General features: G+C 65.0%; 12 protein-coding genes and 1 pseudogene. 4 read left to right on the top strand and 9 right to left on the bottom strand.

Features of this window, described 5'->3' with window-relative positions; all coding sequences use genetic code 11:
* Nucleotides 1-738: TPM domain-containing protein (locus AS156_RS23670; RefSeq protein ID WP_066509233.1), on the bottom strand; the 738-nt coding region annotated here is incomplete at its 3' end.
* A 22-nt stretch (nt 739-760) separates the two neighbouring features.
* On the bottom strand, nt 761-1,381 hold the full coding sequence (locus AS156_RS23665; RefSeq protein ID WP_066509229.1) for a LemA family protein: 621 nt from the start codon (nt 1,379-1,381) through the stop codon (nt 761-763).
* A 160-nt stretch (nt 1,382-1,541) separates the two neighbouring features.
* On the opposite strand from AS156_RS23665, the gene AS156_RS23660 reads away from it, so the two are divergent.
* From AS156_RS23660 to AS156_RS23650, 3 genes are read left to right on the top strand one after another with little or no spacing between them, the layout of a single operon-like run.
* Complete coding sequence (locus AS156_RS23660) at nt 1,542-2,399, top strand: enoyl-CoA hydratase (RefSeq protein WP_066509225.1); 858 nt, start codon at nt 1,542-1,544, stop codon at nt 2,397-2,399.
* A 4-nt stretch (nt 2,400-2,403) separates the two neighbouring features.
* Complete coding sequence (locus AS156_RS23655; RefSeq protein WP_066509223.1) at nt 2,404-3,549, top strand: acyl-CoA dehydrogenase family protein; 1,146 nt, start codon at nt 2,404-2,406, stop codon at nt 3,547-3,549.
* A gap of 11 nt (nt 3,550-3,560) precedes the next feature.
* Nucleotides 3,561-4,757: an acyl-CoA dehydrogenase family protein gene (locus AS156_RS23650; RefSeq protein WP_066509218.1), complete on the top strand. Its 1,197-nt coding sequence runs from the start codon at nt 3,561-3,563 to the stop codon at nt 4,755-4,757.
* Nucleotides 4,758-4,876: 119 nt separating this feature from the next.
* On the opposite strand, the pseudogene AS156_RS23645 reads toward AS156_RS23650, so the two are convergent.
* Both AS156_RS23645 and AS156_RS23640 read right to left on the bottom strand, forming a co-directional pair.
* Nucleotides 4,877-7,202, bottom strand: a pseudogene (locus AS156_RS23645) (xanthine dehydrogenase family protein molybdopterin-binding subunit).
* A 143-nt stretch (nt 7,203-7,345) separates the two neighbouring features.
* Nucleotides 7,346-8,434 (bottom strand): S1C family serine protease, encoded by a 1,089-nt coding sequence (locus AS156_RS23640; protein WP_066509213.1) that lies wholly within the window; start codon nt 8,432-8,434, stop codon nt 7,346-7,348.
* Nucleotides 8,435-8,640: 206 nt separating this feature from the next.
* Between AS156_RS23640 and ftsH the strand changes: the two genes are divergently transcribed.
* On the top strand, nt 8,641-10,482 hold the full coding sequence (gene ftsH / locus AS156_RS23635; RefSeq protein WP_066509212.1) for an ATP-dependent zinc metalloprotease FtsH: 1,842 nt from the start codon (nt 8,641-8,643) through the stop codon (nt 10,480-10,482).
* Between the two features lie 41 nt (nt 10,483-10,523).
* Here the strand turns inward: ftsH and AS156_RS23630 are convergent, their stop codons facing one another.
* The 5 genes from AS156_RS23630 to AS156_RS44840 form a co-directional block, all read right to left on the bottom strand.
* Entirely contained in the window at nt 10,524-11,399 is an 876-nt protein-coding gene (locus AS156_RS23630) for a dihydrodipicolinate synthase family protein (protein WP_066509211.1), read from the bottom strand.
* Nucleotides 11,392-12,348 carry an NAD-dependent epimerase/dehydratase family protein gene (locus AS156_RS23625; protein ID WP_066509210.1) on the bottom strand — a complete coding sequence of 319 codons (957 nt, stop codon included), beginning with the start codon at nt 12,346-12,348 and terminating at the stop codon, nt 11,392-11,394. The genes AS156_RS23630 and AS156_RS23625 overlap by 8 nt, the downstream gene beginning before the upstream one ends.
* A gap of 21 nt (nt 12,349-12,369) precedes the next feature.
* Nucleotides 12,370-14,010, bottom strand: a complete 1,641-nt coding sequence (gene pgm, locus AS156_RS23620) for a phosphoglucomutase (alpha-D-glucose-1,6-bisphosphate-dependent) (RefSeq protein ID WP_066509209.1) — start codon at nt 14,008-14,010, stop codon at nt 12,370-12,372.
* Between the two features lie 126 nt (nt 14,011-14,136).
* The gene (locus tag AS156_RS23615; protein WP_066509207.1) at nt 14,137-15,789 is read right to left on the bottom strand and encodes an acetolactate synthase large subunit; all 1,653 of its coding nucleotides are present in this window, start codon (nt 15,787-15,789) and stop codon (nt 14,137-14,139) included.
* Between the two features lie 78 nt (nt 15,790-15,867).
* On the bottom strand, nt 15,868-16,983 hold a 1,116-nt coding region (locus tag AS156_RS44840; protein ID WP_245313027.1), incomplete at its 5' end, for an ERAP1-like C-terminal domain-containing protein.

The following is a 16,983-nucleotide window of genomic DNA, read 5'->3' as shown; positions in this document are numbered from 1 at the left end:
CCCGCCGAAATTCAATCCGCCGAAGATCAGCGCCGCGAAGAAGGCGAACAGGCCGATCACCATGGCCGTGGCGAGCGAGCCGGCCATCATCCAGACGAAGACGCCGGCAATGCCGCCGGTCGCGGCTGAACCAAGCAACCGCCCCAAAATCCCGCGCAAGACACCCGCGACGATGATGACGAAGAAGATCGCAACCGGATTGGCGAAATCAAGGAAATTGGACGACTGCCAATGCTCGGGCTCCGGCGCCGGCAGCTGTTCGCCATTGATCAGGCCGATCATCCGGTCGACGCCGGCCGATATGCCACCGGCATAATCGCCGGCCTTGAATTTCGGCGTGATGTCCTCGTCGATGATGCGATGGGTGATGACGTCGCTCAGCACGCCTTCGAGGCCGTAACCGACCTCGATGCGAAGGTGCCGGTCGTTCTTGGCGACGACAAGCAGCGCGCCATCGTCGATCCTCTTGCGCCCGATCTTCCAGGCCTCGGCGACACGGATCGAGAACTGCTCGATGGTCTCCTCACCGGTGGTCGGCACGATCAGGACCGCGACCTGGCTGCCTTTGCGCGTCTCGAGGTCTTTCAGTTTGTCGTTGAGCGACGCGATATCACCCGATGACAGCGTCCCGGTCTGGTCGACGACACGGCCGGTGAGCTGCGGCAGCGCGACCTCGGCCCATGCCGGGCCAAGGAAGCCCAGCAGGAAGGCGAGCAGGATGACGCGTGCGGCAGCCATCGCGGTCAGATCGCGCTGTCAGCTACTTCGACGGCGCGGGCGCGGGCGCCGGGGCTGGATTGAAATCGACCTTCGGCGCGGTCGAAATCTCCTTCTCGTTGTCGACCGTGAAGTTGGGCTTATCCTTGTAACCGAACGCCATCGCGGTGAGATTGTTCGGGAAGGTGCGGATGCCGACATTGTACTCTTGCACCGCCTTGATGTAGCGGTTGCGCGCCACGGTGATGCGATTCTCGGTGCCTTCGAGCTGGGCCATCAGGTCACGGAACAGCGCGTCCGATTTGAGCTGCGGATAGTTCTCGGTCACGACCAGCAGCCGTGACAGCGCGCCGGTGAGCTCGCCTTGCGCCTGCGTGAACTTCTGGAACGCGGCCGGGTCGTTGAGCACTTCGGGCGTCGCCTGGATGCTGCCGACCTTGGCGCGCGCATTGGTCACGCCGAGCAGCACGTCCTTCTCCTGCTGCGCAAAGCCCTTCACCGAGTTGACCAGGTTCGGCACGAGGTCGGCTCGCCGCTGGTACTGGTTCACCACTTCCGACCAGGCCGACTTGACCTGTTCGTCATTGGTCTGGATCGCGTTGTAGCCGCAATTGGTCAGGCTCAACGTCGCCAGCGTTGCCAACACGGTCCAAAGCTTGCGCATGAAAGTTCTCCCGGTGGAATTTCCTCATCACCGTACCAGATCGTTTTCGCCTGGTAATCCCGCGCAACGGCTTTCGCCCGCATTTTTGCGGCCGATGGCTCTTGCCTATCGACGCCTGCGCCGTTCATCATGTCAAAAAATCGATCCTGGGGAGGATCCAATGACGTCTGAACAATACGAGACAATCGTCGTCGAACGGCCCGAGCCCGCGATCGTGCGGGTGGTGATGAACCGGCCCGAGGCGCGCAACGCCCAGAACCTGCAAATGACCTACGACCTCAACGCCGCCTTCGACCGGGCGGTGCAGGACGACACGGTCAAGGTCATCATCCTCGCCGGCAACGGCCCGCATTTCTCGGCCGGTCATGATCTGCGCCCCGCCGGAAAGAATCAGGCCGGCGTGGATTTCCCGCCGGTCGGAAATTGGGGCGGCTTCGCCGAGCCGAACGCGCATGGCCGCTTCGCGCGCGAGCAGGAAATCTACCTGCAGATCACCCGGCGCTGGCGCAACCTCGCCAAGCCGACGATCGCGGAAGTGCACGGCAAGTGCATCGCCGGCGGGCTGATGCTGGCGTGGGCCTGCGATCTCATTGTCGCGAGCCATGACGCCGAGTTCTGTGATCCCGTCGTGACCATGGGAGTCTGCGGCGTCGAATGGTTCGTGCATCCCTGGGAGCTGGGCGCGCGCAAGGCCAAGGAGATGCTGTTCACCGCCGATGTGTGGAGCGCCGACGAGGCGCATCGCCTCGGCATGGTCAATCGCGTGGTGCCGCGCGGCGACCTCTCGCCGTTCACGCTGGCGCTGGCGCGCCGGATCGCCGCCAAGCCGGCCTTTGCGCTGAAGCTTTCCAAGGAAGCGGTGAACCGATCCATCGACATCATGGGGCAGCCCGCCGCGATCGATCAGGCCTTCGCGCTGCATCAGCTCTGCCACGCACACAATCTTCAGGAATTCGGAATGGTGGTTGACCCTGCGGGTCTCCACCCTTCCGTCAGACAATCCGCCAACGTGAAGTGACCAGATGGACCTGACCCTCAGCGACGAGCAGCGCCTGCTGCGCGAAAGTGCCGACCGCTTCGTGGCGGAAACGTTTACGGCCGATCACCGCAAGAAGACCGCGAACGATCCGCTCGGCTTCTCGCCCGCGATCTGGAAGCAGTTCGCCGAACTCGGCTGGCTGGCGTTGCCGATTGGAGAAGCCAATGGCGGGCTCGGCGGCGGCGCGATCGAGATCGGGATTTTGATGGAGGCGTTCGGGCGCGGGCTGGTGTCCGAGCCTTATCTCTCCACGGTCGTGATCGGCGCCGGACTTGTCGCCGAATGCGGCACCGAGGCACAGAAGCAAGCGATCCTGCCCAAGATCGCGGAAGGCACACTATATCTCGCTCTTGCGCATTCGGAGCGCGCCGCGCGTTTCGACCTCGCGCATGTCGATGCGACGGCCAAGAAGGCTGCCGATGGCTGGCGGCTGAACGGCAGCAAGATCGCGGTGCTCGATGGCGCTACCGCCAACCAGATCATCGTCTCCGCCCGCGTTGCCAATGCCAACGGGGCATCCGGCAAGCTTGGCCTGTTCCTGGTGCCCGCAGGAGCCCCAGGTCTCACCTTGCGCGACTATGCACGCCTCGGCGGCGGGCGTGGCTGCAGCCTCGACCTGACGAATGTGGCCCTTCCGGCCGACGCCCTGCTCGGCGACGGCAGCGACGCGCTGCCCGCGGTCGAAGCCGTGGTCGACCGCGCGGTGGCCGCGCTCGGCGCGGAAGCGGTCGGCATCATGCAGACCCTGCTCGACACCACGCTCGAATACACCAAGATCCGCAAGCAGTTCGGACGTCCGCTGTCGGCCAACCAGGTGATCCGCCATCGCCTTGCCGACATGGCGATGCAGGTCGATGAGGCGCGTTCGATATCGCTGCGAGCCGCACTGATGGCCGATGCCGATCCGCTTCAGCGCAGCCGCGCGGCCTCCGGCGCCAAGGCAAAGATCGGCAAATGCGCCCGCTTCGTCGCCGAGCAATCGGTGCAGCTCCATGGCGCGATGGGCGTCACCGAGGAGCTCGACATCGGCTCCTATTTCAAGCGCCTGCTCGCCTTCGACACGCTGTTCGGCGGCAGCGCCCATCACTATCGCCGTCACGCCGCGCTCAACGGCCGGACGCAAGCGTAACGGAGCCGCAGATGGATCTCACCTTCAGCACCGAGGAACGCGCCTTCGAGCAGGAAGTCCGCGACTTCATCGCCGCCAATCTCACGCCGGAATTGAAGCGCGCCACCGCGCTGACGCCGTCGGTATTCTCGGACCCCGATATCGGCATGGCCTGGCAGCGCGCGCTGCACAAGAAGGGCTGGGGTGCCCCGGGCTGGCCGGTGGAGCATGGCGGGCCGGACTGGACGCCGGCACAGCGCTGGATCTTCGAGGCCGAATCTGCGCGTGCCGGCGTGCCCAATGTCAACGTGATGGGTGTGAAGATGGTCGGCCCCGTCATCATCGGCTTTGGTTCGCCCGAGCAGAAGAACTTCTATCTGCCGCGAATCCTTTCCGGCGAGGACTATTGGTGCCAGGGCTATTCCGAGCCGGGCTCGGGCTCCGATCTCTCGTCGCTGAAGACCCGCGCGGTGCGTGACGGCGACGACTACATCATCAACGGTACCAAGATCTGGACCACGCATGCGCACCACGCCAACCGTATGTTCGCGCTGGTGCGAACAAACGAGGGTGAGCGGCAGCAGGACGGCATCAGCTTCATCCTGATCGACATGAAGACGCCGGGCATCACGACACGCCCGATCCTTACCATCGGCGGTGACCACGAGGTCAACCAGGTGTTTTTCGACGACGTCCGTGTCCCCGTCGCCAACCGCGTCGGCGAGGAGGGCAAGGGCTGGACCTATGGCAAGTACCTGCTCGAATTCGAGCGCGGATCAGGCATCGCATCAGCGAAGCTGCGCGAGGCGCTGAAGACGATTTCCGATCTCGCGTCATCCGACGTCACCGGCCGTGCCATCGATGATCCCGACATCGCGCTGCGGATGTCCGAGGTCGAGGTCGATATCGATACGCTGGAAATGACCGAGCTGCGGGTTCTCTCAGCACTTCAGACCGGACAGAATCCCGGTGCAGTGTCGTCGCTGATCAAGCTGCGCGTCAGCGAGATCCGCCAGGCGGTGACGCGGCTCGGCGTCGAGGTGATCGGCAATGACGGCCTCGCGGTCGAGCCGGCGCGGCCGTTCTACAAGCTGAACCACGAGCCGGCGATCCCGGAAGAATTGCTGCCGGTGGTGCCGGAGTTTCTCAACGGCCGCGCCTACACGATCTTCGGCGGATCGTCGGAGATCCAGCGCGAGATCATCGCGAAGATGGTGCTGGGGTTGTAAGAGGCTGCCATTCCGGGGCGCGCGTCAGCGCGAACCCGGAATCCATTTTTGTCACCGACCATGCTGCCCGATGGATTCCGGGTTCATCGCTGCGCGATGCCCCGGAATGACGAGGAGGCCTACGCCGCCTTCGCCTTGGCATCCCGGATCGCCTGCCAGATCTTCGACGGCGTCAGCGGCGTGTTCAGCTGGGTGATCCCGAGTTCGCCAAGCGCATCCATCACGCCGTTGGTGATGCAAGGCGGGCCGCCGATCGCGCCCGATTCGCCGCAGCCCTTCGAGCCCAGCGGATTGGTCTTGCAGGGCGCGGAGTCATCCAGCGTCACTGTAATCGGCGGAATATCGTCGGCGCGCGGCACGCAATAGTCCTGGTAGCTCGCGGTCAGCAGCTGGCCCTCTTCGCTGTAAGCCACGCCCTCATACAGCGCCTGGCCGATGCCCTGCGCGACGCCGCCATGGATCTGGCCTGCGACCAGCATCGGATTGACGGCAACGCCGACATCGTCGACCGTGGTGTAACGCACCACCCGCGTGATGCCGGTTTCCGGATCGATCTCGACCTCACAGATATGCGTGCCGTTCGGCCAGCTCGGTCCGTCGACCTCACCCTCGCTCTCGACCGACAGCCTTGCGCCGCCTTCCTTCTTGGCGATCTCGAACAGGCTGATGCGCCGGTCGGTGCCGACCACGGTGAGGAAGCCGTCGCGGTACTCGATATCCTCGACGCCGGCTTCCAGGATGTCGGCGGCCTTCTCGCGCGCCTTGTTGATCATGTCGTTGCTGGAGACCGCGACCGCGGTGCCGCCGACGAACAGCGAGCGCGAGCCGACGCTGCCGAAGCCGGTGGCGAGATCGGTGTCGCCCTGCACGACGTCGATCTTGTCCATGGGAATGCCGAGGCTGTCGGAGACCATCTGCGTGTAGGTGGTCTGCAAGCCCTGCCCCATCGCCATGGTGCCGGAATGCAGGATGACGCGACCTTCGGCGGTGGCGTGCAGCGAGACCTTCTCGGTGTGGGCGCGGCCGCCGGTCCATTCGATGTAGCTGGTCAGGCCGCGGCCGTAGAGCAGTCCCTTCTTCTTCGCAGCCTTCTTGCGCGCGGCAAATCCGTTCCAGTCGGCGAGGTCGGAGGCGCGCTCCAGCATGTGCGCGAAGGCGCCGGAATCGTACACCTGGCCGACCGCGTTGGTGTAGGGCAGCTGCGCCGGCTTGATGTAATTCACCTTGCGGATGGTGCGCGGATCCATGCCGATCTGACGTGCGGCGGCATCGAACAGCCGCTCGACGATGAACACCGCCTCGGGCCGGCCCGCGCCGCGATAGGCGCCGACCGGGGCGGTGTTGGTCATCACCGACTTCACCTCGAAATGCACCAGCGGCAGATCGTAGACGCCGGTCTGCACGAACGGGCCGAGCACCAGCGGGATGATGTTCGCAGTGCCGGACGAATAGGCGCCGGTGCCGCCGATCGAGCGCACGCGATAGGCCAGCACGCGGCCCTTGGCGTCGAGCGCGAACTCGCCGGTCGAGGTGAGATCGCGGCCATGGGTGCCGCCGACGAAGTCGTCGGTGCGGTCGCCGCGCCAGCGGATCTTCTTGTTCAGCCTGGTCGCGGCATAGGCCACGATGCCGTCTTCGGGATAGAGGCTGGTCTTCTGGCCGAAGCCGCCGCCGATATCGCCGACCAGCACGCGCACGCTATCCTTCGGACGCTTCAGGATGGATTCGGCGAGCAGGTCGCGGGTCGAACCCGGCGTCTGCGACTGCACATGCAGCAGCAGCCGCCCGGTCTTCTTCTCGATCTCGGCAATAGTCGAGCGCGGCTCCATCGCCGACGGCACCAGGCGCTGGCTGACCAGGTCGAGTGACACCTTGTGCGCGGCGCCGGCAAAGGCCTCCTCGACCTTGGCGGCGTCGCCGTAGCTCATCGCGGCGACGATGTTGTCGGGCGCCTCCGGCCAGACTGCAGGCGCGCCTGATTTGATCGCCTCGACCGGATCGACCACCGAGGGCAGCACCTCGTAATCGACCTCGATCGCTTCGGCCGCGGACTGCGCCAGCACGCGCGACGTCGCCACCACGGCAGCCACGCCTTCGCCGGCATAGCGCACGACCTCATGGGCCAAGAGGCGTCGCGGCGGCACGCTCATCGGCGAGCCGTCGGGCCGCTTGAAGATCGCCAGCGTCGGCAGCGTGCCGATATCGTCCCGGACCAGGTCGGCGCCGGTATAGACCGCCTCGACGCCGGGCATCTCCAGCGCCGCCTTGGTCTCGATCGACTTGATGTTGGCGTGGGCATGCGGCGAGCGCAGTACGTGCAGCCAGAGCGCGCCATCCTCCGGCTTGTCGTCGATGAAATGCCCCTTCCCGGTGAGCAGCCGCTGGTCTTCCAGACGCTTGACCGGCTGGCCCGCACCAAAGCGCATATTACCGAAGAATGTTCATCAGCTTATCCTTCGAGCTTGCAAGAATTCGGCGGGGGTTTTAGCGGATTTTGGCGCGCTGACAACCGAGCGCGCATCAAGGCAGATGCCCATCCTTTGGCGCGAACGATTGGATTTGGCGCCATTCAGCCAGCGAGGAGAATATTATTGCGTGCGGCCGATATCGACCACGGCGACCTCGACATCGCGTGCCATCCCCTCGCGCTTCACGCTGAGGCGAATCTTCTTGCCGACCCCGACTTGCTCGATTGCATCGCTCAGGTCGGAGAGCCGGTGAACCGGCTTGCCGTCGACCGCAGTGATCACGTCGCCGAGTTCGCCGGTGGAGAGATTGACCCCGCGGAGGCCGGCACGCTCGGCCGGCGATCCCGGGGTCGTGCGCACGACGATCAATCCCTCGGCGCCCAAACGCGTCGCCACAGCCTCATTCGCGGTCACGATGCCGATCCCCGGGGTTGGCACACGGCCGCTACGGATCAGCTCCGGGACCACGCGGTTCACGATATCGACAGGGATCGCAAAGCCGATGCCGGCATTCGAGCCGGACGGCGACAGGATCGCGGTCGTCACGCCGATCAGGCGGCCGGCGGAGTCAAGCAACGGTCCGCCTGAATTGCCCGGATTGATCGCAGTATCGGTCTGGATCACGTTGGATATCTCGCGTCCACTCGAGGTCGGCAGCCTGCGCTTCAGCGCGCTGATGATACCGCTGGACATTGACTGATCGAGCCCGAAGGGGTTGCCTATCGCAAATGCAAACTGCCCGACCTTGAGATCGGCCGAGCTGCCGATTGCGACCGGCGGCGGTAGCGTACGCGCACTCCGGATCCGCAGCACCGCCAGATCGTAGTTCGGCGCCGTGCCGACAATCTCCGCGCGCACCGCTTCGCCAGAGGCAAATCGGATCGCGACCTGACTCGCGTTCTGCACCACATGATTGTTGGTGACGATGTGGCCCTCATTGTCCCAGACGATGCCGGTGCCGGACGCCTCCCCGCCCTCCTGCTCCTCGCTGAGCGGATTGGAGGTCGTTTGTGCCACGACCTGCACGACCGATGGCGAGACCTTCTCGAATATCTCGACATTGGCCTTTTCGACGTCCGACAGCGCGCCGCGCTCCGTGACTGCGCGCGCGGGCGAGCCGGTCCACGGAGCCCGACGAATGTTGCTGGCCGCGAACACCAGCACGACGGCTGCGACGACGGCAAGAACTGCAATGTGGCGTCGATACATGGGCCTTGGCTCTCTCGCGTCGATAAACGCGTCGGACGGGCGGAAGTTGCCCGGTGCATGTCGGACAAATGCCGCAGTTTCCGGCTCTCACGGCTCGGTGTGTTGCTGCGCGAGCTCCCATTGAAACCGGGACGCCGATCCTTCGTTGTTCCCGGGGGTGCGTTGCGGCGCCGGAGACGTCCCGCATATTGATCGGAGCTTGCGGCATGACGGAACGGACACGGTTCAATATTGGCTATGCCATCGCTGCGATTTTCGCGGTCTTTCTGATCCAGTACATGGTCTCGACCGCAAATAGTGTCGCGGTGATCCCCTACAGCCAGTACCAGCAGTTGCTCCGGGATGGGAAGGTCGATTCCGTCGGCATTTCCGACCGCACAGTGCAGGGCACGCTGAAACAGCCGCTGCCCGGCGGACAAAAGCAGTTCGTGACCACGCGGGTCGACCAGGACGTCGCCCAGGAGCTCGAGAAATACCATGTGCGCTTCACCGGTCAGATCGAGAGCACCTTCTTGCGCGACCTGCTGTCGTGGGTGATGCCGGTACTGCTGTTCTTCGGTATCTGGTGGTACATCGGCAGGCGCGCCGCCGCCGGCGGAGGCCTGGGCGGCGGCCTGATGGCGATCGGCAAGAGCAAAGCCAAGATCTATGTCGAATCCGACACGGGCGTGACCTTCGGCGACGTCGCCGGCGTCGACGAGGCCAAGGACGAGTTGCGCGAGGTGGTCGATTTCCTGAAGAGCCCAAAGGACTATGGCCGGCTCGGCGGGCGAATGCCGAAGGGTGTGCTGCTGGTCGGCCCGCCAGGCACCGGCAAGACCCTGCTCGCGAAGGCGGTGGCTGGCGAAGCCCGCGTGCCGTTCTTCTCGATCTCGGGATCTGAGTTCGTCGAGATGTTCGTCGGCGTCGGCGCGGCACGGGTGCGCGACCTGTTTCAGCAGGCGCACCAGAAAGCGCCGGCGATCATCTTCATCGACGAGCTCGATGCGCTCGGCCGCGCCCGCGGCATCGGCCCGTTTGCCGGAGGCCATGACGAGAAGGAGCAGACGCTGAACCAGCTTCTGGTCGAGCTCGACGGCTTTGACTCGCGCACCGGCCTTGTCATCCTGGCCGCGACCAACCGGCCGGAAATCCTCGACCCTGCGCTGTTGCGCGCCGGCCGCTTCGATCGCCAGGTATTGGTCGACCGTCCCGACAAGAAGGGACGAATCGCAATCCTCGACGTGCACATGAAGAGAGTGAGAATCGCTCCCGATGTCGATCCCGAGGGTGTGGCGGCGCTGACGCCGGGATTTACCGGCGCCGATCTTGCCAATCTCGTCAACGAGGCGGCGCTGCTCGCGACCCGCCGCGGCGCCGAGGCGGTCGCCATGACCGACTTCAATCACGCCGTCGAGCGTATGGTGGCAGGCCTCGAGAAGCGCAACCGCCTGCTCAATCCGAAGGAGCGCGAGATCGTCGCCTATCACGAGATGGGCCATGCCCTGGTCGCGCTGTCGCTGCCGGGCGTCGACCCCGTCCACAAGGTCTCGATCATCCCGCGCGGCGTCGGCGCGCTCGGCTACACCATCCAGCGTCCGATCGAGGACCGTTTCCTGATGACCAAGGAAGAGCTGGAGAACAAGATGGCGGTACTGCTCGGCGGCCGCGCCGCGGAGTTGATCGTGTTCGAACATCTCTCGACCGGCGCGGCGGACGACCTGCGCCGCGTGACCGACATCGCCCGCAGCATGGTGACGCGCTACGGCATGTCCGAAAAGCTCGGCGGCGTTGCCTATGACCGCGAACCCGGCAACCTCTTCGGTGGCGCCGATCGACCCTATCCGATGCGTGAGCATGACTATGCGGAGGACACGGCGGCCGCGATCGACGTTGAGGTGCGCGCAATCGTTGACCGTGTGTTCCAGCGCGCCGAGAGTATCTTGACCGCGCGTCGTCCCATTCTCGACCACGCCGCGAAGAAGCTGCTGGAAAAGGAGACGCTGGAACGGAGCGATCTCGAGAGCCTGATCCGCGACGCGCCGCAGGAAGGCCTGAGAGCGGTGTAGGGCGAGGCCGGCACGGCGCCTCACGCGCGCCGCCCCCTCTCTTATCCCAAATCGCGCAGCGCTGCCTCGACCACCTTGCGCTGCTCGGCCGAGAGCGGCGCCTGCGGCGGCACGGGGTCGCCGACGTCGTAGCCCTGGATCGCAAGCCCGGCCTTGATGCAGGCGGCGAGGTTGAAGCGGGCGAAGGCCTCGTTGATGCGCCACAGCTTTCGCTGCAGCGCCATCGCCTCGTCCCAGCGGGTACGGCGGCAGAGATTGTAAAGCTCGACGCTCTGCCGCGGGATGATGCAGGCGGGTCCCGCCATCCAGCCGTGGCCGCCGATCAGCATCACCGCGGCCGGAATATGGGCGGAGGCCGAGAACACTTTGAGCTGGTCGCCGCAGCGGTTCATGATCGAGAGCAGTCGCCCGGTATTGGTCGAGGCGTCCTTGATGTAGCCGATGCGCGGATGGGCGGCGAGGCGCGCGATGACGTCGAGCGTGAGGTCGGAGCGCTGGAAATTCGGATTGGTGTAGATCACGACGGGAATGTCGACGGCATCGGCGATGGCACGGAAATAGGCTTCGACCTGCGCGTCGCTGAGCGGGAAATACGCCTCCAGGATCGCCAGGATGCCGTTGGCGCCGCGCTTCTGATAGGCCTTGGCCTGTGCCACCGCATCCGCCGTCGAGGTCGAGGCGACGCCGGCGACCACGGGGACGCGACCCTGTGCGGCTTCGATCGTGGTCTGCACCACCTGCATGCGCTGGGCATTGTTGAGATAGGCGAACTCCCCGGTCGAGCCGAGCGGCGTCAGCCCGTGCACGCCGGCCTTGATCAGGTCATCGCACAGCCGTCCCAGCAGCTCGGTGCGGATATGGCCGGCGGGATCGACCGGGGACACTAGATACGGGAAGACGCCGTGAAAATCAGCCATTTGCGAGCCTCGTTGACGGCGAGACATAGTCGGGATCATGCGCGAAGGGAAGCGGCGTCCCCTCACGCAGGGCGCCCAGCACCGCCGCAAAGTCGGTTAACGCGCGGAAACCGAGCAGCCGTTCGGCCTTGCCGGGATCGTAGATCCGGCCGACCGATGCCGGCAGGCGCCAGCCGCGCTTGGCGAACAGCCTCGGCGCATCGGGGAAATAGCGCGCGATCACATCGGCCGCGTTCGACTTCAGCTCCGCGAGGTCATTGCGCGAAAAGGGCGTCGGCGCGCTGATCACAAAGACTTCGAAGCCGCGGGCCTTCTCCAGCGCCACGACGTGAGCGTCGGCGGTGTCCTCCACCGTCAGGCGGCGATACAATAGTTCGGTCGCCTTGAGGTTCTCGCCGTGGATGTCGCGGATGGTGTCGTCGTCCTCGGGGAAGAAACGGCTGGTGCGCAGCACCGCGCAATTCAACCCATGCTCGCGGCTGAACAGCCGGCACAGGCCCTCGGCGGCAAGCTTCGTGATGCCGTAGATGTTGCGCGGCTCGAGCGGGCCGGTACTCTCGTCGAGCCACACCGCGGCAGCGCCCTCGCCGTCCCGGATCGCCTGCGAGATCATCAGCGACGTCGTCGAGGTGAAGACGAAGCGATCATGGCCTGCGGCGACGGCCGCCTGCAGCAAATTCAGAGTGCCGGTGACGTTGACATCGACGAAGGCTTGCGGCGAAAAACGCGCGATATCCGGCTTGTGCAGGGCGCCGCCATGGATCACGGCCTCGATGCCGTGATCGGCGAAGGCCCGGTCGACCACCGAGCGGTCGGCGATCGAGCCGATGATATCGGTCGCCGTACCCGTGACCACGTCGAGGCCGACCACGCTGTGGCCGACTTGCCGGAGCCGCGGCGCGAGAAAACGCCCCAGCCAGCCGGAAGAGCCCGTCAACAGCACGCGCATGACGTCAGCCTCGGCCCGATCTCAGAACACCTTGGCGATCGCGGCCTGCGCGTCGCTTTGGATCTGCTTGAGATGATCGGGCCCCCGGAAGCTCTCGGCGTAGATCTTGTAGACATCCTCGGTGCCGGACGGACGCGCGGCGAACCAGCCGGAATCGCTCTCGACCTTGATACCGCCGAACGGCTGATCATTGCCCGGTGCCTTGGTTCTGACCGCGCACACCGCGTCGCCGGCAAGCTGCGTCATGTTGAGCTGCTCGGGCCCGAGCGCCTTGAGCGCGCTCTTCTGCTTCGGCGTCGCCGCGACATCGATGCGCTCGTAATACGGCACGCCGAATTCGGCAGTCAGCTCATTGAACAATTCGCTGGGATCGCGGCCGGTCTTGGCAATGATCTCCGCCGCCAGCAGGCCGAGGATGATGCCGTCCTTGTCGGTGGTCCAGACCGAGCCGTCGCGCTTGAGGAACGAGGCGCCGGCGCTCTCCTCACCGGCGAAGCCGAACCCGCCGCTGCCGAGCCCCTCGACGAACCATTTGAAGCCGACCGGCGTCTCGACCAGTCTGCGGTTCAACTTCTTCGCGACTCGATCGATGATCGAGCTCGACACGATGGTCTTGCCGATCGCAGCGTCCTTGCCCCATTGCGGCCGGTGCGCGAACAGATAGGCAATTGCGGTGGCGAGGAAATGGTTCGGGTTCATCAGCCCGTTCGAGCGCGTCACGATGCCGTGCCTGTCAGCATCGGTGTCGTTGGCAAAGGCGACATCGAAACGGTCGCGCATCCCGATCAAGCTCGCCATCGCATAGGGCGACGAGCAGTCCATTCGGATCTTGCCGTCCCAGTCCGCGGTCATGAAGCGGAAGGTCGGGTCGACGGCCTCGTTCACGACAGTCGCATTGATCCCGTAGCGCGCGATGATCGGCTGCCAGTAATGCACGGCGGCGCCGCCGAGCGGATCGATACCGATCCGCACACCGGCCGACTTGATCATTGCGAGATCGACGGTGTTGCCGAGGTCGGCGACGTAAGGCGTGACATAGTCGTGGAGATGCGTGGTCGCCGCCTTGCGGGCGCGATCATATGGCATCCGCGCGACGCCCTTGAGACCCGCCTCAATGTAGCGGTTGGCGTTCTTCTCGACGACACCAGTGACGTCGGTGTCGGCTGGACCGCCATGTGGTGGATTGTATTTGTAGCCGCCGTCTTCGGGCGGGTTATGCGACGGCGTGATCACGACGCCGTCGGCAAGCCCTGTGCTGCGTCCCTTGTTGTAGCTCAGGATCGCATGCGAGACGACGGGCGTCGGCGTGTAACCACCCTGCGCATCGATCATGATCTCGACGCCGTTCGCAGCGAACACCTCCACCGCGCTTGCCAGCGCCGGCTCCGCGAGCGCGTGGGTATCGATGCCGATGAACAGCGGTCCGGTCAGCCCGGCCTCGCGGCGATAGTCGCAGATCGCCTGCGTGGTGGCGAGGATATGGTCCTCGTTGAAGGAATTCTTCAGCGACGAGCCACGATGGCCCGAGGTGCCGAAGGCGACCCGCTGGGTGGCTTCACGGGCGTCGGGCTTGCCGGCGAAATAGGCCGTAACCAGTCGCGGCACATTGACGAGCGAGGCGGGATCGACGGGTTTACCGGCGGCGGGATGTGGTGCCGTCACGTGACCTCTCAGAGCTGCTGTCGCCTGTCCATCAGCGCAATCGGATGATGGACAGACGTGCTACCATGCTGGCTTACCCCCAATCAAGCCGGGGGCATTTCGTTCCCTGCCGGCGACTGCGAGGTATCAAGACACATCGATCTGCTGCACCTTTTCACGGAGCTCGTCGACCAGCACCCGCTTGTTCTCACTATAGTCGACGGGAACCACGACTAGATGCACGCCGCCGCCGGTAAAGGCGCGCTCCAGCGTCGGGACGATCGCCTCCGTGCTCTCGATCCGCGATCCCTTGGCGCCGTAGCTCTCGGCATATTTGACGAAATCCGGATTACCGAAGGTGAGGCCGAAATCGGGGAAATGATCGACCGCCTGCTTCCAGCGGATCATTCCGTAGGCGGAGTCCTCCAGGATCAGGATCACGAGATTGAGCTTGAGCCGGACGGCGGTCTCCAGCTCCTGCGAATTCATCATGAAGCCGCCGTCGCCGCAGACCGCGAGCACCCGGTTCTTCGGATAGAGCATCGCCGCCATTATCGCCGACGGCAGGCCGGCGCCCATGGTCGCGAGCGCGTTGTCGAGCAGCAACGAGTTCGCCAAAAGCGTGCGGTAGTTGCGCGCGAACCAGATCTTGTACATGCCGTTGTCGAGCGCGACGATGCCGTCTTCCGGGATCACCTGCCGCACATCGTGCACGATGCGCTGCGGCGTCGGCGGCCAGCGGCCTTCGGTGGCGCGATCGGTGATCCGCGCCAGGATGCTTTCGCGCAAGCTGAGCAGCGCGCTGGCATGCGGCAGCTTGCCTTCGACCCGATCAGCCAGCAGCTTGAGGCTCGGCCCGACATCGCCGATCACCTCACACTGCGGAAAGTAGACCTGCTCGACATTCGCGGGCGTGTAGCTGACATGAACCACCTGCGGTCCCTTGGGGCCCATGATGAAGGGCGGCTTCTCGATCGTGTCATGACCGATCGCGATGATGAGGTCGGCACGGTCGATCGCCTCATGCACATAGTCGCGCTCGCTCAACGCGGCGGTGCCCATGTAAAGATTGGTGCCGCCCGACACCGTGCCCTTGCCCATCTGGGTGGTGAAAAACGGGATCTTGGTGCGGCGGACGAAGTCGCCGATGCCGGCCGTGCTGCGCGGACGCGACGCCGCGGCGCCGAGCATGATCAGCGGCCGCTGCGCCTTCAGGATCATGTCGGCGGCGCGATCGAGCGCCGCAGCATGCGCGATCGGAATTTCGATCGGATGCGGCGGCACCATGGCCATCGGCTCGGCCTCTTCGCCCGCGATATCCTCAGGCAATTCGAGCAGTACGGGGCCGGGCCGCTCCTGCATCGCGATCCGGAACGCGTCGCGGACCAGCGTCGGAATGGTCGCGGTGCTGACGATCTGCAGCGACAGCTTGGTCAGCGGACGGAAGGTGTTGACGATATCGACGATCTGGAACTTGGCCTGGCGGCTGCTCATGATGCCCTTCTGGCCGGTCAGCATCACCATCGGCATCGCGCCGAGCAGCGCATAGGCTGCGCCGGTCGTCAGATTGAGCGCGCCGGGTCCGAGCGTCGTCATGCACACGCCGGGCTTGCCGGTGAGACGGCCATAGGTCGCCGCCATGAAGGCCGCGGCCTGCTCGTGGCGCGTGACGATCAGCTTGATCGAGGATGTGCGCAGGCTTTCGACGACATCGAGATTCTCCTCGCCGGGAACACCGAACACGCGTTCCACGCCCTCGTTCTCAAGTGCGGCGACCAGCAGATCGGAGCCTTTAGTCATTGTAGCCTCGCGCGTTGAATTGCCTGCGGCGGTGCGAGCATAGCGGCATCGCGCGCCGTCGGGGAGTCTTTCGCGGCGTCATGGCTTGTGCTCCCGGATCCAGGCACCGACCACGGGCAGCACGCGCGCCTGGAGATCGCCGGAGATCGCGATCGATTCCAGCGCCCGCGCCACCATCAGCCGCCCGCCGCTGGTCGATTGTGACGGAGCGAAGGCGGCGAGCTCGGCGGCGTGGGTCGCGTCGGTGAAGGTGGTCATGAAGTTGGGCACGAACTGGTCGCGGAAATTCGGTCCTTGCTTGGCCAGCAGCGCATCGAAATTCTTCTGGACGAAATCCCAGGCGAGCTGCGGCTGCTCGCCGGCGGACGCAACCGCGCTGATCATGCCCGGGACGATCGTATCGGGTAGTTCGCTGGTCAGCGTCAATGCCAACGTCGCCTGGGCCAGTTCGGGATCGCGGGCGCTGGCGACGGCGAAATAATTGCGCAACCGCTCATTGGTGACCGTGGTCTTGCGCGCCAGTGAGAGCAGCGTGTCGTGGGTTGACCGGTCGGCGGTGATCCCGACAAGATGGGTCACGGCGTCGCGCAACGCGTTCGGCAGCGAATCGGCATCCACAAGGAACGCCGCAAACCGCCGCCTCGCCTCGGCGCGGATGGTCTTGTCGCCGAAATCGCCCAGCGCGCGGATCAGGCTCGCGCGCAACAACGCCGTATCGTCATCGGCCGGGCCGCCCTCCCATCCAAGCCTGTTGAACACCGGCCGCAGTTTCGCGCGCGCATAGGCCTGGATGATCGGCCGCTCGTCACGATCACGCGCCAGGCGATCAAGCATGGCAAACGACGAGATCACCTGGTCCCATACGGCGCGGTGATCGCCGATGTCGAGCGCATCGAGCAGCGCAAGGTATGACGACGGATCGGCGCGGCCGGCCTGCACCAGCGCCCAGCTGTCGGTGACGATGTTGAGCCGGTCGTCCACCGGCATCTGCGCAAATGCGTTCAACAATGCCGCGCGGTTCTTCGGGCCGTATTCGACCCGATAGTAACCGATGTCGCCGAGATTGACCTTGATCGGATCGCCGCAGTCCCCTGCGGGAATATCGGCGCTACCCTGCAGCAGCACGTCTGCGAAGGGTTTGCCGTGCAAAGGTCCGACCGCCACCGGAATCTGCCAATTTTGGTGTGGCAGGGG

The sequence above is a fragment of the Bradyrhizobium macuxiense genome (assembly GCF_001542415.1).
GTDB lineage: Bacteria > Pseudomonadota > Alphaproteobacteria > Rhizobiales > Xanthobacteraceae > Bradyrhizobium > Bradyrhizobium macuxiense.
Note: the sequence above shows the minus strand (reverse complement) of the source record. Positions and strands in the feature narration are given on the sequence as shown.